The 23,214-nt window shown below is 55.8% G+C and carries 23 protein-coding genes; 6 read left to right on the top strand and 17 right to left on the bottom strand.

What is annotated here, in order from left to right; translation table 11 throughout:
* Nucleotides 1-8 precede the first annotated feature (8 nt).
* The 6 genes from ABD971_RS03695 to ABD971_RS03670 all read left to right on the top strand — a co-directional run bounded on the left by ABD971_RS03695 (nt 9) and on the right by ABD971_RS03670 (nt 1,948).
* Entirely contained in the window at nt 9-488 is a 480-nt protein-coding gene (locus ABD971_RS03695; RefSeq protein WP_345319517.1) for a winged helix-turn-helix domain-containing protein, read from the top strand.
* A 9-nt stretch (nt 489-497) separates the two neighbouring features.
* Nucleotides 498-731 (top strand): hypothetical protein, encoded by a 234-nt coding sequence (locus ABD971_RS03690; protein WP_345319515.1) that lies wholly within the window; start codon nt 498-500, stop codon nt 729-731.
* Nucleotides 732-972: 241 nt separating this feature from the next.
* Complete coding sequence (locus tag ABD971_RS03685) at nt 973-1,158, top strand: hypothetical protein (RefSeq protein ID WP_345319513.1); 186 nt, start codon at nt 973-975, stop codon at nt 1,156-1,158.
* Nucleotides 1,155-1,388 (top strand): hypothetical protein, encoded by a 234-nt coding sequence (locus ABD971_RS03680; RefSeq protein WP_345319511.1) that lies wholly within the window; start codon nt 1,155-1,157, stop codon nt 1,386-1,388. The genes ABD971_RS03685 and ABD971_RS03680 overlap by 4 nt, the downstream gene beginning before the upstream one ends.
* An 11-nt stretch (nt 1,389-1,399) precedes the next feature.
* Complete coding sequence (locus ABD971_RS03675) at nt 1,400-1,615, top strand: DUF4314 domain-containing protein (protein ID WP_345319509.1); 216 nt, start codon at nt 1,400-1,402, stop codon at nt 1,613-1,615.
* 12 nt (nt 1,616-1,627) lie between these two features.
* Nucleotides 1,628-1,948, top strand: a complete 321-nt coding sequence (locus ABD971_RS03670; RefSeq protein ID WP_345319507.1) for a hypothetical protein — start codon at nt 1,628-1,630, stop codon at nt 1,946-1,948.
* On the opposite strand, the gene ABD971_RS03665 is transcribed toward ABD971_RS03670, so the two are convergent.
* The 17 genes from ABD971_RS03665 to ABD971_RS03585 form a co-directional block, all read right to left on the bottom strand.
* Entirely contained in the window at nt 1,949-3,259 is a 1,311-nt protein-coding gene (locus ABD971_RS03665; protein WP_345319505.1) for a DNA modification methylase, read from the bottom strand.
* 189 nt (nt 3,260-3,448) lie between these two features.
* A complete protein-coding gene (locus ABD971_RS03660) occupies nt 3,449-3,787 on the bottom strand; it encodes a hypothetical protein (RefSeq protein WP_345319503.1) in 339 nt (112 codons plus the stop codon).
* Between the two features lie 179 nt (nt 3,788-3,966).
* On the bottom strand, nt 3,967-6,234 hold the full coding sequence (locus ABD971_RS03655) for a bifunctional DNA primase/polymerase (protein WP_345319501.1): 2,268 nt from the start codon (nt 6,232-6,234) through the stop codon (nt 3,967-3,969).
* Nucleotides 6,234-7,895 (bottom strand): DEAD/DEAH box helicase, encoded by a 1,662-nt coding sequence (locus ABD971_RS03650; protein ID WP_345319499.1) that lies wholly within the window; start codon nt 7,893-7,895, stop codon nt 6,234-6,236. Before ABD971_RS03650 ends, ABD971_RS03655 begins: the two co-directional genes overlap by 1 nt.
* Nucleotides 7,895-8,413, bottom strand: coding sequence for a RusA family crossover junction endodeoxyribonuclease (locus tag ABD971_RS03645; protein WP_345319497.1), 519 nt, complete (start codon nt 8,411-8,413; stop codon nt 7,895-7,897). Before ABD971_RS03645 ends, ABD971_RS03650 begins: the two co-directional genes overlap by 1 nt.
* 93 nt (nt 8,414-8,506) lie before the next feature.
* Complete coding sequence (locus ABD971_RS03640) at nt 8,507-8,980, bottom strand: DUF669 domain-containing protein (protein WP_345319495.1); 474 nt, start codon at nt 8,978-8,980, stop codon at nt 8,507-8,509.
* Between the two features lie 56 nt (nt 8,981-9,036).
* Nucleotides 9,037-9,795 (bottom strand): ATP-binding protein, encoded by a 759-nt coding sequence (locus ABD971_RS03635; RefSeq protein ID WP_345319493.1) that lies wholly within the window; start codon nt 9,793-9,795, stop codon nt 9,037-9,039.
* Nucleotides 9,796-9,837: 42 nt separating this feature from the next.
* Complete coding sequence (locus tag ABD971_RS03630) at nt 9,838-10,071, bottom strand: hypothetical protein (RefSeq protein WP_345319491.1); 234 nt, start codon at nt 10,069-10,071, stop codon at nt 9,838-9,840.
* A 95-nt stretch (nt 10,072-10,166) separates the two neighbouring features.
* Nucleotides 10,167-10,781 (bottom strand): sigma-70 family RNA polymerase sigma factor, encoded by a 615-nt coding sequence (locus ABD971_RS03625; RefSeq protein WP_345319489.1) that lies wholly within the window; start codon nt 10,779-10,781, stop codon nt 10,167-10,169.
* A gap of 192 nt (nt 10,782-10,973) precedes the next feature.
* On the bottom strand, nt 10,974-11,669 hold the full coding sequence (locus tag ABD971_RS03620) for a GNAT family N-acetyltransferase (protein ID WP_345319487.1): 696 nt from the start codon (nt 11,667-11,669) through the stop codon (nt 10,974-10,976).
* 54 nt (nt 11,670-11,723) lie between these two features.
* Complete coding sequence (locus tag ABD971_RS03615) at nt 11,724-12,863, bottom strand: hypothetical protein (RefSeq protein ID WP_345319485.1); 1,140 nt, start codon at nt 12,861-12,863, stop codon at nt 11,724-11,726.
* The gene (locus ABD971_RS03610) at nt 12,841-14,037 is read right to left on the bottom strand and encodes a hypothetical protein (RefSeq protein ID WP_345319483.1); all 1,197 of its coding nucleotides are present in this window, start codon (nt 14,035-14,037) and stop codon (nt 12,841-12,843) included. Before ABD971_RS03610 ends, ABD971_RS03615 begins: the two co-directional genes overlap by 23 nt.
* A 104-nt stretch (nt 14,038-14,141) precedes the next feature.
* A complete protein-coding gene (locus ABD971_RS03605) occupies nt 14,142-14,873 on the bottom strand; it encodes an ImmA/IrrE family metallo-endopeptidase (protein WP_345319481.1) in 732 nt (243 codons plus the stop codon).
* 2 nt (nt 14,874-14,875) lie between these two features.
* The gene (locus ABD971_RS03600; protein ID WP_345319791.1) at nt 14,876-15,280 is read right to left on the bottom strand and encodes a helix-turn-helix domain-containing protein; all 405 of its coding nucleotides are present in this window, start codon (nt 15,278-15,280) and stop codon (nt 14,876-14,878) included.
* A 275-nt stretch (nt 15,281-15,555) separates the two neighbouring features.
* Nucleotides 15,556-19,347, bottom strand: a complete 3,792-nt coding sequence (locus tag ABD971_RS03595; RefSeq protein WP_345319788.1) for a tetratricopeptide repeat protein — start codon at nt 19,345-19,347, stop codon at nt 15,556-15,558.
* Between the two features lie 67 nt (nt 19,348-19,414).
* Nucleotides 19,415-19,771, bottom strand: coding sequence for a helix-turn-helix domain-containing protein (locus tag ABD971_RS03590; protein WP_345319479.1), 357 nt, complete (start codon nt 19,769-19,771; stop codon nt 19,415-19,417).
* Nucleotides 19,768-23,214, bottom strand: coding sequence for a type I restriction endonuclease subunit R (locus ABD971_RS03585; RefSeq protein WP_345319477.1), 3,447 nt, complete (start codon nt 23,212-23,214; stop codon nt 19,768-19,770). The genes ABD971_RS03590 and ABD971_RS03585 overlap by 4 nt, the downstream gene beginning before the upstream one ends.

Genomic DNA, 23,214 nt, shown 5'->3' with positions numbered 1-23,214 from the left:
AGACAAAGATGAAAAAGACAGACGTAAAGATCGGCAGCGAGTACTTCGCAACGGTGACCAACAAGAAGGTGACCGTGCGAATCGACGCGGAGAATTCGAGCGGAGGTTGGGACGCGACCAACCTTTCGACGGGAAAGAAGGTGCGAATCAAAACGGCCGGCCGCTTGCAGGGTTCGGCGAGAGCGGCCGGGACGCCGGCGACCGAAACGCGGGCACGAAAACGAGTCGCGAAGAAGACGGCGGAAGCCACAGGCGGCGAAAAGAAGCTCTCGTGCGTCAAAGCAGCGTTGAAGGTTCTGACCGACAATGGCGAACCGATGAATGCGCAGGAGATGATCGCCGCCATGGTCGACGCCGGCCTGTGGGAAAGCCCTGGCGGTAAGACCCCGCACGCGACGCTGTACTCGGCGATCCTGCGCGACATGAAACGCGGCGATGAAAGCCGGTTCGTCAAAACGGATCGCGGCCGGTTCACGGCGAGAGCGTAGGGCGTAGCGATGAAGTTCATTTGCGACGTCCGCCAAGTGAACGACTTGGCCGAAGGAGAAACCGCACCGCCGGAACCCGACATGGGTTACGAACTGCGGTCGCTCGCCGGCGACAACTTTGCAGCCGGCGTGGTGGAATATTTGGTCCGCCGCGGAGAAACGATCTTTGCGACGACGACAGCCGGCGAAGAGTTCGCGGTCACGGGCAAGAACGCCCACGTTTTGGTGCCGCTCGGCTTCTAGTCCGAACGCCGCCGACAACGCCCGACGTTGGCAACGTGCGGGCGTTTCGTCGTGACGGCCGTAACCACGCGGCGCAACCGAGCGACGCGACACGCGGCCACGTCGCGGGCAATTACATTCCGGCGAAAAACATTCACAAGTTTTGGAATGTTTCGCGGACTTCGCTTGATGTGTCGGCAAACCCATGGCTCATGTGTGAGTGTACGAACGGTTTTTCAAACAACACGAACGGAGAAACGAAATGAAGAAGGTGCAACCGCAGCGATGGCGATCGACTGTTGTCTTCGCCGATGGCCGGCGAATCGAAGTTGAAGAACGACTACCAGTGCAAACAATCGTCGCCGATGCGAAACGCGTCGGCGCGGCCAAGGTCGAACTCGAAAACGGCACCGAAATCTATCTCAACGAGAAAGGAGACCAGCGATGAGCGAAGTTCAAACGCTTAACCCTCAGCCAATCCAACCCGCGCCGGCCTACGAAAATGCTCACCAGATTGCTCGCGACCTGCTGCAGCACATCGAGTTTCAACTCGACCGAATGATTCGGCCAGACAACAAGGCACTGCGATGGACACACGTGCGAGCGTTGAACTTGGTCAACGCTCAACTTTCTGAAGTCGCCGCGCTGGTCGACGAAACTAACAACGCTCGCAACTAGGAAACGAAACCATGAAAACGAATCTCAAGGCGGGCGATCGCGTGCGGTTGCTTTCGATGACCGACGATCCCGATCCGATTCCCGTCGGCACCACCGGAACGGTGGCCGGCGTTTACCCACAAAGCGATTGGACGCAAGTGGATGTCGACTGGGAAAACGGCCGGTCGCTGATGCTTTCCATTCCACCGGACGTCGTCGAGCGACTGCCGGCCGACACAACGAACTAAGGAGAAACCACCATGTCCACACGAGCGACGATCGCCGTCCGCCGCGCCGACCGAACATACGCAGCGGTCTACCTTCACTACGACGGTTACCCCGAACACACCGGAGAAATTCTGATGCAAAGCTACCAAACCCAAACCGCCGCTGAGGAACTCGTCTCGGGTGGCGACTTATGTTGTCTGAATCGCGAGACCGGCGAGGCCGAACGCTTCTCAGACGGCGATCCGCCGGCCAAGTTGCCGACAAACGACTCGTTGATTGACTTCGCAAGGAACTGCGGCGCTCGATTCGTCTATGTCTTTGACGACGGAGCTTGGTCCTGCAAGGAACTCTAGTCACCGCATGTTCTCCTCGCGTTTGCCAACTGGGATCGGCGACTCGCCGGTCCGTTCCAGGACCGCTTTCTTGCCCGTGAATCGCTGGTAGCGATCAACGATCACGTCGCAGTACGGCGGGTCGAGTTCCATCAAGAACGCCTTGCGGCCGGTCTGCTCCGCGCCGATCAGCGTTGAACCACTGCCGCCGAACAGGTCGAGCACGTTCTCGCCCTTGCGAGATGAATACTGCATCGCCAACACCGCGAGTTCGGCCGGCTTGCCGGTGAGGTGCTCGAGTTTCTGCGGTGCAATTTTCTTGACATGCCACAGGTCAGTCGCATTGTTTGGCCCAAAGAACTTGTGGCCTGCACCTTCTTTCCAACCGTAGAACGCCCACTCATGAGCCCCCATGAAATCTTTTCGGGTCATCACGGGGTGTTGCTTGTCCCAAATGATGGCCTGCGAAAAGTACAAACCGGCCGCGGCGAGGACCGGCGGGTAGTTTGCGATGTTGGAGAAACCACCCCAAATGTAAAAGCAACGACCGGGTTCGAGAACACGAGTGATGTTACCGAACCACGCTTTCAGCAATCGGTCGAACTCCTCGTCGGACACGAAGTCATTCGCAAGCGGTCGATCTTTGGCCCGCATCTTCTTCGGGCCTTCTTTCGTCTTGCCTTTGCCAGCCTCGAACGACGAATTGCCGGCCGCGATCGCATTCTTGCTGCGCGGTTCGACTTTCACGTTGTACGGTGGATCGGTATTACAAAGGTGAATCTTCGCGCCGGCGAGCAATCGATCGAGGTCCTCGACACTGGTTGAATCACCGCACAGCAAACGGTGATCGCCGAGGATCCAAAGGTCGCCGGGCAGCGTGATCGCCTCGTCTGGCGGTTCGGGGACGTCGTCTGGATCCGTCAAACCCTGTGTGACGCCGGGATCGAGCAGCTTGGCGAGTTCATCACCATCGAAGCCGAGCAACTCAACATCGAAACCTGATTCTTGTAACCCGCTGATTTCCAAGGGCAGCAGGTTGTAGTCCCACTGAGCGTTCTCGCCGGTTCGGTTGTCCGCGATCCGGTACGCTTTCACCGCTTCGGGTTCGAGATCCGTCGCGATGTGAACAGGAACTTCGGCGAGTCCGAGTTTTTTCGCGGCCTTGAACCGCGTATGCCCGACGATGATGACGCCGGCGGTATCGACCACGATCGGCTGGCGAAAGCCGAACTCGTTGATCGAGAGGATGACGGCGTCAACAGCATCGTCATTGATGCGAGGGTTGTTCTCGTATGGCTTGATTCGATCAAGCGACCACATTGCGACCTGCATGTTTGCCCTTCCAAGGCGAGAGAATGAAACGGGAAGGGTTCGGTCGGTCGTTGGTTTGATGGGTGGTTGGTTTGGGATCCGATGCGTTCGGACAGACGTGAAATTGCGTTCGGACAATCGAAACTAACTGTGCCTAATAAGGCTGCTGTTCCCGTAGCCCTGACCAGAGAACGGATCGGTCGGGAGTACCTACGCGTTGCCGGTGAGACCGCACACGTCGCCGACCGTCGAATCCCCGTGCGATGCGTCGAAGGCGGCGTTGGCTTCGATGTCGCGGCGGACGGCCGACGCGTTGCGTCGTGGAGTGAACTCGCCGCACCAATCGTTCTCGAAGACAGTTGGGAAGATGGCAAAATTGGGATAGAAGCGATCGTGTGAGTCACGTGGAACGATTGGCGGACGCTTGCGGCATTCACCGCTGCCGGTGTTTCGCTCCGTCGTGATTTTGTCTTGGCGATAGAACTGACAGTTCATGCATTGCGGCATGGCGAACGACTCCTTGAGAGAGGGGAAATAGAGAAACGTCATGAATGAATCCGTCAGACAGCCCCCTCATGCGTGTAAACGTGTATCGCGGGCGAGTGGGACTGACACACTGACGTATTAAGAGAGAGAGAGTTTTTATTCGTATATCGTTGGGTTTTCATCAACCGAAACCGTCAGCGAATCCGTCAGTTGTACCCTCTGACGTTTGCTGACAGATTCGGTCATTCCGGGGTCGAATCGGTCGCTTTGGTCGTCAACGCGTCAGAATCGTCGGCATCATCGCTGACGGATTGACTGACGGATTGTTTGGGCAGATCTGGCACCGTGGTGAGGCGATAGCCCGACGCCGGTTTGGTTCGCGTTTCAATCGTGACCGGTTCGATGTCTTCCTGCTGCATCAGCGTCTGTACGATTTGATCGAAGTCGCTTGCCTTCAACGTCATCGAACGCATCATTTCACGACGAGCCATGGTGTGGTTGGGTCGGTCGGCGAGACGTTTCTTGAATTTCAAGCACTCGGCGTGAAACGGATTCTCGGCGACGTGAACCGATGCGAGGTAAAGTTGCCGGCGGGTTTGGTGCAGCGAAAACTCGCTGGCCCAACGCACGGCATCAATCGTGATCATCGGCTGAAGATGGTTTTCACTGACCGCGTAGATTAACGCCAGCTTCTTGGCATGCTCGCACGTCCGACTCCAAGCGGCACGCGCCACCTCGTCACCGGCGTCGTCGGCCTTGTCGTATTCCACTTCGGTTTGTTCACGCAATTCCGTAATCGCGGTTTCCGCTTCCGGCGAGAATACGACGCGGAGTGGTTTGGGATGGAACTTCATGAAGTTGCCACTGCCAGGCTCGAAGTCCGCCCACCACTTCGCGATCTCCAAAACCTCCTCGGGAACATCTCTTGCCGATCCGGGCGTCTGGCCTTTACCACGCTTGCCGACGTCGATGATATTCAGCCGAGCAAAGAACCCATTGGTCAACATTCGCTTCGATAACGACTCGTAGAAGTATTGAGGCGTCGCGGTGCCGAACAACGTCAGGTGCGGCTGATCGACATGCTGTGCCTCTTTCTGGTTTGCTTTCACGCGGATCGGATAGACGTCACCGGCCGACGTGTACAGCGTCAGCAAGATGTTCGGAATTGACTCGCGGCTGTTTTCGCGGTCGAGATTGATCTGCCGCAGTACGCCGTCCATTTCGTCGTTTTGAAACAGCATGCGACCGCTGCGGACGAGGGCGTCTTGGATGCCTTCGCCCGACGCGAACTTGTCGCCGATCGAACTGGCCTCGCCGATCTGAAACAGGACTTGCGAATTCACCTTTCGAGGAAATTCCTTGCCTGTTCCGCTGCCGGCGAGCGCGAGCAAGTAGAGGTTTGAGCGAAGATCGCCAGTCGTTGCAACTTTGCGACCGGCCAGGAACGATTGCAACGCCATCGCGCCGCAGAACGCGAGCCCGATGTTCGGATATGGTGCGTTGGCGAGCGAAAAATCCATGACGCGGCGAACGAATCCGGGAACTTCAAACAACCGCTCAGGCAACATTCCAGGATCAGCCATGCCTGTGAATTTGGACGACTGTTTATTCTCTTCGGAAACGGCCACCTTTGGCATCGTCATGAAACCGGACAGATCGACGTCGCTTGCCGTTTCGATCGGACCGTCATCGCGGAGCCAACCAAACGGCCGGTCGTGAGATTTGATGGCGGCTTGGTTGATCTTGTGTTGGAGTTCGCGATCGGACCAGGGCGGCGAACATCGTGGGTTGTAGTCGGCAGCGAGAATCGCCAGGGCACGATCCGGTTCGATGCCAAAACCGTGAACCAGCGCTGTCGCGGCGGCGAACGTTTGCGAGTGACCGCTGCTGCCCGCAATCGCCGGCGGCATGGCATTCAAGTAGGCAATGGCTCGGGCCTCGACATCACCATCCGAAGCAGACCGCGTCGATGAGGTCGGCTGCTTGATTGATACCGGCACACCACGCTTGGCGATCACCGCGTCGGCGAGTGCTCTCACGCACGCAGCCAACATTGGTGCGGGGACGGTTGCAGGTTCGCTTTCGAGAACATCGTAGGTTTCGCCTTCGGGATGGATGCTGGGGCCGACGACTGTTTGAGTTCCGGTGGATCGCAGCTCGACAATCATCGAACCGTTATTTGGATCGGCGTGTTTCTCGGTCGTCGCTTCAACTGCCATGTACCAACGATGCGATCGTTGGGCTGACGGCCGGCCGGTGATCGCTGGCGTCGGCGGGAGATAGCTGTCCGCAAGCTCGATCGCTTCGTCGCAGTCCAGATCAACGTCAACGAGCCACCCTGACGGTTCGCCAAGAATGATGCCGATATTACCCTGCTCGGGAAAGACTTCGGGTTTCAATCGTAAATTGGTCCAGTCACGCCGCGCCGGCGACTTCGATCGCGGGCGCAGCGGCACGCAGTACCAGCCACGCTGGCGATAGATCGCGACTTGCTCCCGCACATCGGCCATCAAAAGGGTGCCTCTTCCAATGCTGCGTTTGGGATCTCGCCGAGCGTCTGTTTGATGATGCGATCGTATTTCTGGCCGGCGATTGAGCGGACTGTCAGCGTTTCGGTCGCTGCGAGGAAACCAGCGTCGGCGATGTCGAGGGCTTCTTCTGCACTGTTCGGACAAGGATCCAGGCACCGATCACGCCACCACGCTTCAGCTTTGCGACGTGCGTAGCCAGAGTGCTCGATGCAAATGAATTCGCTTTGCCAAAGATTCAGTCCGATCATGTAGTCGACACGCAAACAGCGAGGTGCGTCTTCGTCGGCATCGCGTTTGCGATGGATGCGATAGATGATGTCTTGGACGTCGTACTCGGTGTCGGTCACTTCACCAGACAACACGCCGGCCTCGCTAGCCTCGGCGTCATGGGCTTCTCGCTCGGGTGGCGGGAACGGATGACCGCACTCGGGACAGTTGGCATAGCCACATGCGACCAGGGCGTGACACTTCTCGCATTCTTTTGCTGGTGGACCTTGGTCCGGACGTTTGGCTTTTTCCTTTGGTTTGATCTGGTCGATCGGTCCATGGCGTTCGATATTGCCGCCAAAGTCGAGGACGAGGCAATCCTGTTTGTCGGGGTGTAAGCGAAAACCGCGGCCGACGCATTGGTAGAGCAATCCGGGTGACATGGTCGGACGCAGCATCACCACGCAATCGACGCGAGGTGCGTCGAACCCGGTGGTGAGTACGTTTACATTGCAAAGGAATCGTAGCGGTTCGGTTTCAATTAACGATGTCGTAGCATCGCCACGAAAACGAGCCAACAATTCGTCTCGTTCAACCGCTGGTGTCTCGCCGGTCACGAAGCCACACTCGATACCGTGGTTTTCCCGCAACACTTCGACCACACGCCGCCCGTGTGCGACGGACGACGCGAAGATAAGAACCGCCCGGCGATCGGCCGTCAGCTCAACAATCTCGGCACACGCGGCCGACACGAGGGCGTCGTCGTTGACCAAAGACTCCACTTCTTCGCTGACGAACTCGCCGGCACGGAGATGAAGGCCGCCAAAGTCGGCTCGATTCACGCCGGCTTTGGAGATCAACGGACTCAAGTACCCGTCACGGATCAATTCCTTGATGCCAATCTCGTAACAGACTTGATTCAAGAAGTGCTCAGGCGAGCAGATCATGCCCGAGTCGAGGCGGAATGGCGTCGCGGTCAAGCCGATCACGCGGACGTTCGGATTGATGACTTTGCAGTCGGCCAGGAATTGCCGATACATGCCGTCGCCCTTCTTTGAAATCAGATGGGCTTCGTCGACGACGATCAAATCGAACGGATCGAGGTCACACGCTCGCTTGTAGATGCTCTGAATACCGGCAACAAGAACCGGCGTGTTCGTGTCGCGTTTCTTCAGGCCGGCGGAATACAGACCGACCTTGATGTCGGGACACAGCCGGCGCACCTTATCGGCGTTCTGTTCGAGCAACTCTTTGACGTGAGCCAGGATCAATACGCGACCGTTCCATTGCTGAACAGCGTCGGACGCAATCTTTGCCAGCACGAGACTCTTACCCGCACCCGTTGGCAAAACCGCGACGGGGTTGTCGTCACGGTTTCGCAGGTGTTCGTAGACCGCATCGACCGCGGCTTGCTGGTAGGAACGCAACTTCATCACATCAACTCCCCGTTGTGCCGTTTGCTACCTCGCTCAATAGGCAGCGACGATGGCAGTAGGTCGTTGATGAACGTGCAGCTCTCGCAGATGCGATTGCCCGGTCCCGTTGAAACAAAGGCCTCGTCGCAGCGCAAGCATGAGCGAAAGCCGGCTTTCCCGATGGGTGCTGGAATTCGCTGAATGATGACTTCGGCGTTGCCCGCTTTCGGTGCCGGCTCCCGTTTCTCGATCGTCAACCGCACAATCTGGCTGTCGTCCTCGTACGCACCGCCCCACTGCATCGAGTCCAACATCGCCTTCAGGCAGTTATCGACATCACGCCGGCGTCGGTCAGGCGGATAGACGACGATGTCGACGATCAAGTCGCCAGTGAGCGTTTCGACGTTCTTGCGATTCAGCAGCGAGCTAACCGCTGCTCGATACTTTCTGCCCTCCTTGCTGATCAACACGCGATTGCCAACGTGTCGCCAGTAGTGATTGACTGAAGGCGGATAGGGCAACGTGAGTCTGATCATGGTGGCTTATTTCGATGTTCAACGAGCGAATAAAAACACCCAGCCAACAATCCATTGCTGACTGGGTGCCGTTCCTTGGAAGCTGTCGGGCGGTTAACGCTTCCAAGGTGGGGACGTGGCCTGGTCGCCCGTGCCGCTCACTTGCGACGCGGCGATCGGCTGAGCGACGGCGTCCTTCTTCGAGTAGCCCTTCACTTCGTTTTGCAACTCGCCCGTGTCGTTGCGACGTTTGACTCGCACGTGAATCACACAAGGCAAGTTGTGTAAGTCCGCCGAGTCGGTTGGCACCAAGACGCCAACCGACCGGCAGATCGCAGACAACTCCCGCCGGGCGATTTCCACCGCGGTCGCGTTGGGGTTGTCGAGGTTGAGACGCACCCAGAGAAGACGGTTTGCGTACTCGCCCTCCACGATCTGAAACGTCAACTGCAGGTAGTTGCCCGTGCCAGACTTCGTGGGTTTCATTTCGCTGTCGGTGATGACCGCGACGTATTTACCAGCGGGAATCGGTTCGAGGTCGTCGGCTGGTTCGACAGTGTTGGCATCAAAGCCGTTGAGATTTGCCATGGTTCGTTTGTGTTCCTTCGTCTGGAGTCTGTAGAAAGGGAAATTGGTTGTATCGTTCAGTTAGCCGACATCGCTGTCACGAACGCCGACCACGAGAGCGGCAATTCTTCTGCGATGCCGTAGCGATTCTTGGCAACGCAACTGGGCGATCCATAAGCACGCACGATTCGCTCACCACCGTCCTTGCCAATCGCGTGAGCGATGGTGCGTTTGCGGTTAAAACCACCGTCTTCGCTTTGCGTCCGCATCTTTCGAGTCGCGAACAGCACGGCGTCGCACCATTCCTTCACAAGGGCCGCGGCGTGCTTGTGCAGTCGCGGGGAATAGCGGTCGTAGGGTGAGGACTCGGGATCCTCGAAACGTTCGACCTTGGAATGCGCGATCAAGACCGTCACCATGCCACGCGAACGCAGCACATTGAGAAGGTCCAATACTTCACGCCACAGGGAGAGGGCGTGCATGTAACCGCGAGCGTACCCGCCGTCGACCTTTTCGATCGACTCGACGGCATACTGTAGACAGAGCTTGTCCCAGACGAGACGCTCCAGCCAATCAAGCGAGTCGATCACGACGCTTTCGTAGTCGTGCTTTTCGTTGACGAGCGTCTTCAGAGCTGCGATGACGTCATCGAATTTCGTCGCCAGCGGAAAGCGATCACATTCGATTTCGTCGAGTCCGTCTTCGGTTTGAATGAAGATCGGTTTGGGGGCTTCGCTGCCGAAGGTCGATTTGCCGATGCCTTCGACACCGTACAGCAAAACGCGAGGCGGTTTCGATTGTCGGCCGGATTGAATGGTTTCGAGTAAGTTGGTCATGGGTTGGATAGTTCCTTGGTTGAATGGCTGAGATGGTTGGAGTTACAGAGTTGGGATCGCTTCGACATCGAAGTTGCCGTCGCGATCACTGGTCACGAGGTAGTGCTTGAAATCAATCTGGGCGACGAAACGTTGGTTGGTACCCAGTTGCTTGCGGAGCGATTTGCACGCTCCGGTAAAATCTCGCGACGCTTGGTTGAAGCGGTCGGCCGATCGCAGGTAACGGCCGACCGCCAATGAAAGCGCCACACGGCGTTCGATGTCCAAATCACTCATTCGCTAATCCGGTGGGTAGGAGGTTTGATGTTCCGACGCCCCGTTGGCCGCCCCTGGTTACCTATGCCGTGATTTGGTCGCCTTGCACGCCAAACTTAGAAATTGGTCACGTCGTGCTTTTTCAAGTGCTCGGCAATCTCCACGCGCATCGCGTTGAATCGCCGACGCGGCAGGCGAAACTTTTCCATCGTGCTGCTCATGGAATGACAACGCAGGTGCTCGCAGACCTGCCGCAATTCCGCGGGCATCTTCTGCATCGCAACCTCCAACGCATCCGCATCGTCGATCGCGTCGAACGGATCGCTGTAAGACGACTGCGATCGCCGGCCCTGGTCCTCGTCACAAATCTCGCCGCCCAGCGTCGCGAAGGTTTCATCCACGGTGTCGACGGGCGTTTCAAATGATTGCATTTGCACGCCGTCGCCGATGGGATGCCGTTTGTGGCGTTTCTTTGATCGCAACAATTCACGCACGCCCGAGTTGATGACTCGATTGATGAACGTGTTCAACTTCGATCGCGACGGGTCGTAGCTGTCGGCTTTTTGGATCAAATACATCAGCAACTCTTGGCCGATGTCTTCCGCGTCACAGTCCCTGAATTCGGGTCGCCGATGGAGTTGCTCGGCCTTGATCCGCGCCGTCTTCATCGCGAAATCGTTGAGAATCTCTTCGCCGAGCCGATTGCCGTCTGCTTGAGTATTCGCACTCATGGTTGTCTCCGGCTGGAGGCATCCCGTGATGCGAGCGAGTCGCACGGACCGCAAAGAAGCTGCGTCGCGACAAGCCATGTCACGAAAAGAACGCAGGCGGCCGGCGAGGTTCGTTCGTCACGTCCTCACAGCGAAGACGTGCCGCGACTTCTCAAGTCGCCGAGCGACATTTGGAGTCGCCCAAGAATATTCTCAGACTTTTAGTCCACCGGTTTCTTCGTCGTCGCCGTGAACCTCGGATTGCCATGTCTGGGTTGCTGACCGGCAATCCAATTCGCTTCGATACGGTCGTGGCTCACCGTCCCAGTAGTACTCCATGACGATCTTGCCTTCGTGGGCCTCGACCGCAGTGAACCCAACCGATCGAAAGAACAGCATCAAGGGAAGGTTGCGTTCATCAATCGTGGTCCAAATGTGGGTCAGCGACCTCTTGTTCAGATTGCTTTGCAACGTTGCGATCAATTGCCTTCCAAAGGAGTGCAGTTGATATTCGGTGCCGACCACAATCCGTTTGAGGTCTATCCATGTCTGATGCCGCTCGTAAACAAGGGAGCCAACGATGGTGCGGGCACGACGCCCCCGACCGGGGCGTTCGATCACCTTCGCGACAACTATCCGTTGACTCATGTGCTGGATGTAGTCGTCTTTGCCCCAAGCGTCATCCGTGGCAGCGTCGTCAATGGCCACCACACTTTCCAAATCGGCCCTGCACATAAATCGCACCTGGCCTGCCAATGGCTCTTTGGAAGGCGAGGGTTTACGTCGCCATCGGCGAGTCACCGGAAACTTCACATGCAGTACGGACGCGAGGCTCTGAACTTCGGCGGCAGACAACCGAAGCCCAGACTCTTGTTTCAATGCTTTTTGGATTCGTTCCTTGATGCTCATGTTCGCCTCTGCAAACGGGAATTGGGAATTGTGGCCTTCGCCGTGGGGAGAAATTCAAACCAACCAGTCGATGTCGGTTGACGGTGAATAGATCGGACAGACACCGCGACTTAGGTGCGCTCGCAGATGATCGGCCAGCGGTTTCAATTCCGTGTCGAGAACCTCAAGTGTTCGCTTGATGCCGACCGAAACCGATTGGCTCACCTTCTTGATGTCGCCAACTTCGCGAGGCTTGCCACCCTTGCCCAATACTGATGCGAAGTGCAGCGCCAATTGGTCTTGTTCGGATTGCAGCTTTTCCAGCCAACCCAAATCATGGTTCGCTTTCGCTTCGGCAATCTCGCGCATCAGTTCGTGGTACCGATCGCGACACTCGTCCACTGCCGCTTCATCCGTCAATTCGCCGGACGACCCAATCAGCTTCCGCTCGTCAATTCCGATGCGACTGGCCAACAACGTGACCGCCGGTACCGCTCGATTGGGCGTCGCCAACAGCCGAGCGATGTAGAGTGGTCCGACATTGTTTTCGAGATACGTCTCCTGCCCCGCAAACCGCACGACCCACATCTGACCTTTGCGATAGAACGCATTCCCCAGCGGCACGCTCGATAATGGCAAGACTTGTGAGAAACGATCCGGTCGCGACCTGATGCGTTCCGAGGAAATAGCAAAAGCCTCAGTAATACTCAGCCTTCCTGCAAAACCGTCGCCAGGAAGCTCATCGCCAATCAAAATCATTCGCGACGCGCCGCTTCGATCTGCCAGCCGTGACGCTGATCGAGTCGTCGTCAAGACAATGGGAAACGACTCACCGCCAACTTGCACCTCGCCAATTCGCCACGCCGCACCCGGCAACAACGTTTCGGCCGAACCGCCATTGGGCATCGCCGAGGCCAGCAATTCCGCGATCGCCCGACCGTCGACCGCCCATTGCCGCAATCGCTCCTTCTCAACCAAGTCGGCTCCCTCGAAGGGGCACACTTCGTAAAACTCATCGCCAGTCGATCGCGGAACACGAACCACATCGTGGACACTGCACTGTCCGCAAGTTGCGTGCAGCCTCATCGTTGGCTCGGCCGGCACCAACACGCCGGATCGAACCAGTGCGTCTGGATCGCAACCGCCCAGCAATCGAAGCGTATCGCAATCCACCAGCGGTTCATCGCCTCGGTCAAGCAACCGAAACAGTGTCACAATCGCTCGCAAGGTCGATCCCCCACTGACGTAGGTACTTTTCAGCCAACAGACGATCTTGTGTCGCCAACGATTTGATGGTGCTACGGTTGGGCCGCGTGATTGACAGGCTGAACTCGTGACCGTTTTCCATCAGGAATCGCAGATCGACGCGTTCGATATGCATGATCGACCGCGGCAAATTGTCTTGCCGGATGTATCGCTCGATCATTCGCTGAAAACTGGTTGGTCCGAAGTCGACGTTCGGATTGAAGTGCAACTTCTCTTTCGAGCCGAGAATCAATACACGAGCCGCTGCGATCACGACCGAGCGAACGGCGTCCTCGGGATCGGTCGGAAACCGGAACTTTGGATTCAATAACACTCCCAACGTGAATGGCTCGGCATTGGGGTCTTCCGGCGGTAATTCGATCCCTAAGAACTCGCGAGCGAAGATCTTTTGCAGCGGACCAATTGTCGGTTTTCCGCCGAGCGCGTAGACGTCGAGAACATGATTCGCTTCGTCGTAGGCAAACACATTTTCAAACACATGAGTTTCGCAAACTCGCTTGAACCCGTTGCCGCCGTCGATCAGCTTCATGAACGTTTTGCGATAGTCGTCCAGACTCGCGAAGACATAATGCAGGTTCTCGCAGCGCAGCAAGTATTCGGCCACACATTGCCGGCCGCGTCCCTGATGAGCCGAATAGAACGCTGACAAGGCACCCGAGAACGACTTCATGTGCTGGGTTGAAGTTCGCGGTTTTGCCGATGGAAGGTTGATCCGCCGCTGGGACGAACGACCACCGATCACACGGTCGGCTGCCGCGAAGCGTGTCGCCACTTGCCAGACATCCGGCTTCGCCAAATAGGTCAGCATCGCGACATCGTATCGGCTCTCATATCGTTCCAGTTCCGCAAGGAAATCCTCCTCGCCAACCTGGATCGCTTGTTGAAAGATCGAACGTTGTCCCGACTCGGTTACCATCGAATGCAAGTCACGCAGCAGCAATTCGATCTTCTGCCTGGTCGGCTCTTCCAACGACTGATACGCCTGAAAAATTGGCTCCACGTCCGTTTCGATTGCCTCGGACCAATTGACATCCATTGGAATCTTCAACGCGCCGAACATTTCCTCCAGCAACCCGTTGGAAGTCTGCCGCAGAACATTCCGCGGATTAAACCCAGTTGACATCGTCTCTTTCCCCTTTCCGAAAACGTACCGTACACTACACACTAAACACTTGGGGCAAAATCAGTGCCTCCGGAACGGAAGCATGAACAAACCCGTGAAGCCGCCTACACCGTGAACAAACCCAATGTCTCCAACTGAATCCGCATCGCCTCGTCCGATACGGCAAATTGATGCGCCAGCGATTCGCAGAACACTTCACGCATCAAACGGATCGGATCCGGCTCGACTTCGATTCCGTCGGTGTCGATTAAGAAACGCATTGGCTCGATGGCCGGGACGAGTTCTTGAAGACGACCGTCGCAAATCGGCTCGTCACCGCCCGTCAATCCACGCCACGCCGGCCTCAGCAACCATTCCGGCATCAGCAAACAACCGGCGAACTCATCGGCTTGTCGTTCGATCAATGGTCGAGCGTGATCCTTGCGACAAATCACGTCCGGCATTTCATCGTCACCGTACAGCACCGCATGCCCGTCTTCGTCCAAGAACAAGAACCGGTGCAACTGCCAGTGAGCGATTTCATGGGCGAGCGTGAAGTGATAGCGACCGAGAAGATCAGGAAAGCGATCTGGATTCAGTGCGTCGTCGATCAGAATGTGCTGCCGCGAGAACCAGATCGCACCGTGAACGCGACCGCCAAGCTGGCTCTGGAGATCCGAGAACCCGAACGTCAGTGGCAGCACCGATGTCGTGACGTCTTCGATTTCGATGGGCGGTTTCGTGATCGGCCCAAGTCGCTTCGCGTACTCCGCCAGCACCGCGTCGGCCTCGGCAGCGATCTGGCGAGACGACAGCGGCGGCACTTCGATTCCCTGTGCCAACAAATCAACGACCATCGTCACTTCCCCCGCTTTTTCATTTTCCGGATTTGTTCTTTGATGACTTCAAATTGTTTGGGTGAAAGCCCAGTCGCCAACCGCATCAGCTCGGGCATGTCCTTGGGGTGTTGGCGGACCATGACATCCACGTCGTCCGGCACGCGATCGGCCCGCCGAATCCATTCGTCGGGATCCTCGCCCAGCAGCTCGGCGATCTTCGTGACACGATCCGCCGTCGGCGGCGCGAAGTGATCCTGTTCGACCTGCGACAGATAAGTTGCCGACACGCCGATCATCTCGGCGAACTTGCGCAGCGTGATCTTCTTCGCCATTCGTTTCTCGCGCAGCACCGCGCCAAACGACTTCGCACCACGAGTCTTTGTCATCGCGCAAGCCTCCCCGCCGAACCGTCGCCCAAAATCCACTGCATCCAAACCATGGCAATCTCCATCAACCACTTTCTCCCCTGGAAACCCGCGAAAACACGATCCGCCGGCCTCCGGTGTGTAGCGTGCACTAAACACTGCAACCATAGTATCCCGTGTCCCCAAACCCAGACAATCCCCCAACCCAGAATTTTGCTAGCAAATTCGGCAGTCCGGATCATTGAAGCCGACGCTCGTGACACGTCTGGTCCACCAGTAAAAGAACTTTCTGGTTTTGAGCAAATTCGCTGCGCACTCTGAAAGGACTGCAGCCGCTACTTAAATCGGAAGTTTGGAATCGAGTAGTCTGGGTCACCGGGCAAAATGATTGGACTTGAAGCTAGCTCCAGCTCTTCTGCACGGCGGATCGCACTGCGAATCTGTTGAAGTGCATCTGGTCGCAGGCGGAACGCACGTCGAATTTGCGAATCCAGTTGCCGGAGGGACGCGATTCCGTCACGACGCTTCGCTAAGGAACGGACAACTGACGAGAGCACGTCAGCTCGAAGGTTTGCGAGTTGGGTTTCCTCCCAAGTCCTCTGGATGATAAATGCGGCGGCCGGTGCTGCTTGAACAACCCCGGATCGATTGAGCCACTCGATAACTGCCTTGAATATTGCGTCTGAAGAGTCCCACTTGGCACGCTCCCCTGCACGGTTCACCATCGCTTGGTCGAGCGGAATGAACCGATAGTCGCACCCGATCAGTTGGAGAAGAAAGTCACGATAGGTATCATCATCTAACAGGCTCGCACGATTCAGCTTTTTCAGAAGCATTGACGTCCAGATGCGATCGACTGGCGTGTGGTCCACTTCCAGAAGCGTCACTGAGGGATCGTCAATACAGAGAATCGCGTCCTGCTCGATTGCCGTACCAACAGACTCGACCGCGGCAGTGCCGAAGAACTCTCGCAATCGTTCACGAGCCTGTCTGTTAATCGATAGAATACCCCTCCCACCGCAGACAACTGCGTTTTCGCGCAGCCACGCGATGAAAGCGGACAATTCCTCGAGGCCATTTGCAATTTGCTCTTCTGTACGCTCCTCTGCCCAAGGTTTGCCAAACCGTATTCCGGCAAAGCGTTTGCTGCGGAATCTAGAATTTGGATCCCTACGAAGCGAACGAACAGTATCCAATGCACTTGCGCTGACGATACAACCGGCGGGCAGACGAGAAATCTTGCGATGTGCAGAAAGCAGGTACAGCGTCGCCAAAGTCGATGGAGCCAAAACAATCGCACGATCGGATTCAATGAATTGATCGGCTTTTTGTTTTTCGGCCACATCACCAGAGCAACATTGGATTCGACAATCAGAACTGGCCGCCAAGAAACCAATCGCCTCGACGAGTGAACGTCCCGTTACTCTCGCAAACCAGCTAACTGACGGAACGTCTTTCTGATAGATCCGAAGCGAGTTTTCGTTTGGCTCGTGAAGCTTCCTTTGAACTTCAAAAAATGCGTCAATGTCAAGCTCGCCGTTGGGCTTCTTGAAGCTAAACGATCGCAGGAAACCATCGTTTCCGAACCGCGAGGTCCAGTTATTTATTGAGTCGCGAGCACGGTATTCAACTTTATCAAGAATCGCTTCGATCGTTCCGGTTTCTTCTTGAAGATCATCTTCTCGCAATCGAATGACATCGCCCACGCACTTGCCGATCATTTGCTGCGCTAGAAATGATTCTCTCGAGATTTCCTGCAACGGGCCAATGGGAACATCTGATTCGATGACACGCCAATGAATTTCCTTCGTTGCGCCATTCGAGATTGCCACCGCACAGTTTTCATCCACCGTGGATCGAACGGGAAACTTTGTCTTTGTCCCGAACTGATATGCCCCAATCAAGCATTGATGCGCAAGTGAGTTGTTGAAGTGTTGTCGAACTAATTGGTACGCCAGCCTAAAGCCGTCATTCGGATTCGGCCCCTCGACCAACAGATGAGCGACACCACAGACGGCTGATAGGGAAAGGCTCTTACTATCCCCGCAGTCTTCGAGCCCAGGCAGTATCGCCAGATCGTAGGTTACCAACGATTCGTCTTCCAGCCAATTTCCAATCCAGCTTCGTTTTAGACGCAGGTACTTTGCAAAACCGTCATCAATCGGCGAAGCCAAGAATTCGTTGATTCGAGCGATCGCGTCGTCAAATTCACGAACTGCCTCCAATGCGAGAATTTCTAGCTCCATTGACTGGGCTGTTGATCTTCCCAGGTCGCGGAGCTTCGCCGTGAAGCTGAGGAGAAATTCGTAATCCCTAGAATTCCAAGCCGTCTTCAAGAGAAGTTCGGCTGCGGCGTCAATGCTCGCAGTTTCGACAACGTCTCTTAAAACAAGACTTGCTTCGTCATCCAATCCGACATCCGCTAAGGTCTTCCCCAAAAAATACTTAACTACAGGTGGAGTCGTTGATGTCAACGCGTCGAATGCGTCTTTTGCGTTCGCCTTGGCCGACTCTACTTCCCCGGTTACAAGGTCTATCTCGGCAGCGATGCTTTGCTGCGCCGCCTGCTCAAGTCTCGACGCATACTGTTGCAGGATGTCTCTTGCTCGAGGTTCGTATTGGGCTTCCGCCAATTCACGTGCTAGTAGCTCGACCGCTTCAAAAGTCAGTCGTTCGTCAGGTGCTGGAACAGCGTCCAGTATGCCTATCAGAAGCTCCTCAGCACGGTCACGATCTGTAGGAGTATTTCTGGAGAAAAGTAGACGCGACAACAATAGACCTGGGTCGATCCGCGAACTGTCGCAATTCGATTCATCGAAGTGCTCAATTGCCTGCTCGTACTTGTTATGTCGGATCAGGAAGACGCAAAGCTGGTAGTTTAATTCACCGTCCTCTGGACGTTCTTGAACACCTGCGCGAAGATCAGCTTCTGCGCGATCCGGCTTATTGAGAACTTCTTGCGCAAGTCCGCGATGGTAAAACGCATGAGCTCGGGTCAATCGCGTTTGGCCCTCGGAAGCTAGCACGTTGGAAAGCAATTCAATCGTTTCTTTCGCAAGACTTTCGCACTCTACCGTCGTGATTTCCCGCCGACCGACGTGGCCATCAATCGCGAGATTTGCGAGAGCCGAACCCAAGCTCATTTTGAACTGTAAGTCATCTGGCGCTTTCGCAAGCAATTTACGCGAATATTCGACTGCATTCTCAAGTTCGCGTCGGATGGACGCCGCACAGCAAAGGGCAAACAGAACTTGCTGGTCATGAAGCAAATCCGGGGGCACAACTTCTTCCAACTTCTTTGTTGGCACCTGCTCGCTCGCCGACGCAATCTTCACGACCAATGCTTCTAGGCACCGCGGATTGTCAGCCAGCACTTCGTTTGCAAGCTCTAATGCTCGCTTACTCTCACCGAGCAGGTGATAAGCAATCGCTTCAAGACCAGCTGCATCAGATTCGTTTGGCTGATATCGTCTTGCCTCTAGGAAATGTTTGGCCGCCGTTTCTAGCTCATCTTTCTGGTTGTGTGCGTGCCCCAGATTGGCTTCAACCCGGTACTTCTCTCTTGCGGTAAGTTGGTCCCATGTGTCGCGTCGAATTTGGTTTAATAAAACGATAGCGACGTCGGGTTTTCGCTCCTTCAGGTATCCAGCGCACTGGTCGATCTTTGCGTTGAAACCCGCGTCGCTGGCTCGATTGACGATGGTGACACTGTTGCCGTCACCCGTGACGTCGCCAACTATTACTGATTGACTGTGATGACCAATTGCCGACGAAGATTGCGAAGTGAACAATCGAATCAGCACCGGTCCGTTGCGTGATACGCCGGACCGAATATCCTTATCGAACGCTGCCAAACCCAACGTCACGATGGCGGCGGCAACATCAAAGCTCCAAGGCACATCTCCCTCAATCGAAGCAACGGCTGGAAACCAAGCAGAGAACGAGCCAAGGACGACATTGGGAACACTTCTGATGGCCAGCCATGATATCGCAACACTCGACGCCAAACGAAAGAACCTGTACTTCGGGTTGAAGTACAGCATCAGCGCGAGAACAATCGCACCCGCGACAAATGCGTAAATTCCGTACGGGCTTGGCAGCAGGTAAGCGACCCCTACGGCAATCACGAACAGCAATCCGATGGATAGCGAGCTCATCAACCATGAGTCGGTCTTCAAAAAGTTCTTGATTCTCTCACTCCGTTGTTTGAGTTAGCCGTCTGATTTGGATTCGGACCTGTTGCAGTTGTTGGTCCGTCAATTGATCTGCTTCCCGAATCAAGGCTGGCATTTCGACCGGGTGGCTTTGAATAATCGCCGGAAGATCGTCGGGAACGCGGCCAGCGAGCGCAGTCCATTCATCCGGATTCGCATCAAGCAACTCGGCCATGACTTTGACCCGCTCAGCCGTGGGTGGGGCCACGTTACCTTTTTCAACCTGCGACAAGTACGTTGGGCTGACGCCGGACAGATCGGCGAACTTTCGCACGCTGTAGCGACCATCTCGGGCTTTTCGTAGCACTTCACCAAAAGTCTTTTTGCGGCGGGTCATGACGGGTCGGCCCCCACCGTCAACAATCCTGCTTCGCTTTGTTGCCACACATGCTCGTACAGTCGTCCGGCAAGCGCATTGGTCTCGTCTTCACTGAACGGCGGTCGTGGTAGTGTCTCGAACAACCAATCGAGAATCGACGTCTCTACCTCCGCCTGTGTTTGAGCGTTCCGCGTCCAATGCTCCATCGGGGCCAAAAGAACGCGAATACTCAACAGCAACGACTGACTGGCCTGCTTCACCTTTTCACGATCTTTCTTCGTCAGTTTGTCACGCTTTAACAGATCAAAAATCGCCATCTCCTGCGGCGAAAGCCCTTCCTCAACCGCACGACGCTGCTCGTCGTCGAGATTGCCAGCGAGCGCCACCAGCGCCGCGAATGTTTGTTCGACCGTCGTTCGATCCTTTTCGCGATTGTAATCCGCAATGATTTCTTGATATCGGCGGTAGTAATCCATCATCAACGGATTCGTTCGCAGCATGGCAGCCAACTTCTTTTCGAGTACATCGCGAATATCCTGAAGCGCGACATTCTTTCTCGGAACTTTCCCAAACTCTTCCTTCAGCTTCTCAAAGTCGATCTGGCTTAAGTCGATGGTCAGACCCTCAGCGTGGTCGTCGCCCGGTCCGGCCGCTCGGATCGCTGCATTGACGATTCGATGCAACTCTTTTAGCAACTCGGTCACATCCGCTGTATCGCGTTTCTCGCTCAGCTTCTTGTAAATCGCCTCGATGTTGTCATGGCGTTCGGCATAAGCATAAATGCTGGGCTCAGTCACCAACGCTCGAAACCGACTGAACAACTCGCGAGCCATAATTTCAAACCGACTGCGTGTTTCATCCGTCACGCAAACAGCGTCCGTTCCGTCTCTGATCACCGCGATCCGAACAAACCCTTTTGCACCAGCGAACCGATTGACATCGAAACCCAGATCGGCCAAGAACTTCTCGATCACCTCTAATGCATCTATCAACGACGCAACCAGATTCTCAATCGGCTCAGCCAGCTCGTCTGGCGGCAAAGCATCGTCGTCCCCCACCGCATACTGAGCCAACGCCTTTCGGAGGCTTTTGAGCATTCCGTTGTAGTCCACGATCACGCCACAATCTTTGCCTGGATAAACCCGGTTTGCCCGAGCGATCGCCTGCATCAATGTGTGCGCCTTCATTGGCTTGTCGATATAGAGTGTTGACAGGCACTCGACGTCGAATCCCGTCAGCCACATAGCGCACACGATCGCCACGCGAAAGGGATGTTCAGGCTTCTTGAAGGCATCTTCCAACGTCAGATTCTTGCCGCCGGCATCCGTAAAACCACGTTTGATCAAATCGCGATGCGGAACGATGTCAAAGCCCCACTTCGCGAAATCTCGAACTTCGTTTTGAGCCTCGCTGATGTTGATCGCAATTTGTGTGCTCTCCATCCATGCGATGCGCCCGCGAAGATCCGCCAAGTCTTCCTCTCGCTTTTGCTTCAAATCCGTATCGCTCGTCGCCGCGACCTGCGCCTCCGCGATCGGGATCTGGTCGCGAAGCTCCTGCGTTCGCCGATTCCAGCGAGGCTCAATCATGGCATACATACGGCCGCAGGTGATTTTGTCGATGCAAACGAACATCGCCTTGCCCGACTGCCAACGCATCGAGCAATGCTCGACAAAATCGTCGGCCAATTTGTCCAGCCGATCATCCGATGTGATGACTTCGTAATCCTGGCCGAGCAGTTTTTCCAGCAACCGAGTTTGGTCCTGGTCTAAATCCGCTTCTTCGACTTTTTCGGCGATCTTGTCATTCAGGTCCAATCTCGCGAGCCCCAACTTCTCGCCACGGTTCTCGTAAACCAGACGGACCGTCGAGTGATCTTCCTGCGATCGCTTGAAGTCGTACTTTGAGATGTATGTCCCAAAGATTCGCCGAGTGATGTGATCGCGTTTGAACAATGGTGTTCCGGTGAATCCGATGAACGAAGCATTCGGAAGCGCCAGACGCATGTTGCGGGCCAGTTTGCCTGCCTGGGTCCGGTGAGCCTCGTCCGACATCACGATAATGTCCGCGCTGTCGCTGTAGGGTTCATCTGGTTTGACGTCTTGGTTGAACTTGTGAACCAAGCTGAAAACGAACCGATGGTTCTGTTTCAGAATCGTTTTGAGTTCTGTGCCGGAGCCGGCCCGCGGTGTCTTGTCGTTTGCCACGCCACATCCCACAAACGTCCGAAAGATCTGGTCGTCCAAGTCTTCGCGATCCGTCATCACCACAAACGTGAAATTGCCCGGCACGCACCGTCGCACCTTTTGGGCGAAGAACGCCATCGAGTACGACTTGCCGCTACCCTGTGTGTGCCAAAATACCCCCAGTCGTCCCAAGTCCGGGTGCGCCCGTTCCACCAACGGCAACTCCATTGTCCGTGGCGATGATTCGCTGACGTGCATCGTCGCATCAGCCGTTTCCGAGTATTCAAGCTTGCCATCGGTCGTCCGCTCGGGCATTTCTACCGTTGCCATGCGGTATTGCAATCGCTGCTGGATCGGGAACAACTCTTTCAGTTCCTCCTGTTTGATCACCGACGCAACTGCATTGTTGACGCCAAGAACCTGATGGTTCCGCGCCACCACTTTACGGATGCCATCGGGCCGACTGGCATCGAACAGAATGAAATTCTCAACGATGTCCAGCAAACGCTTTCGCTCCAACATCCCATCGAGTAGCACCTTCGCGTCAAGTTCGCCTTTGTGCTTCTCGTCGTTGCGTTTCCATTCGGCAAAGTGCTCCCACTTGCTAGTGATTGAACCGTACTTGGCGCGGTCGCCATTGCTGACCACGACGAACACGTTGTGATGGAACAATTGATTGATGGACGTCTTCGACATGTAGTCGGTCAAGTTGTCGTCAAAACCCTGCCGGATGTTGCGATAGACAGCTTTCAACTCAATCACGACCAACGGCAAACCATTGACGTAGCAAACAATATCGGCCCGGCGGTTGTAGTGCGGCACGCCGAGTCCTTTCACCTTCAATTCACGTACCGCCACGAAGCGATTGTTCGGCGCACCGTCGGTTTCTCCGTCGGCAAAGTCGATCACGCGGGCGTGGGCGTGCTGTTCTTCATCCTTCGCATCCCGCCACGACACCGGTACGCCGTCGCGGATATAACCGTAGAACGTCTGGTTGTGCTGGACCATCGTGCGAGAGAAATCGACATGGGTCAGTTTGTCGAACGCCTGCTGGCGAGCAACCTCGGGCAGGTCCGGATTCAACCGAGCGATTGCGGCTTTCAAATCAGGAGCCAACACCGCATCACGCTCGTCGGCCCGCCCCAGCGAACCACCAGGACCAAACTTTTCTGTATTGAACGCGTACACGCTCTCCCAGCCGAGGTGATCGCGCATGTAGTCCGCAAACGTCGCTTGGACGAGTCGGTCTTCACTGTTGATTCCGGTAAATGCCAT

The organism is Novipirellula rosea (assembly GCF_039541335.1).
Lineage (GTDB): Bacteria > Planctomycetota > Planctomycetia > Pirellulales > Pirellulaceae > Novipirellula > Novipirellula rosea.
Note: the sequence above shows the minus strand (reverse complement) of the source record. Positions and strands in the feature narration are given on the sequence as shown.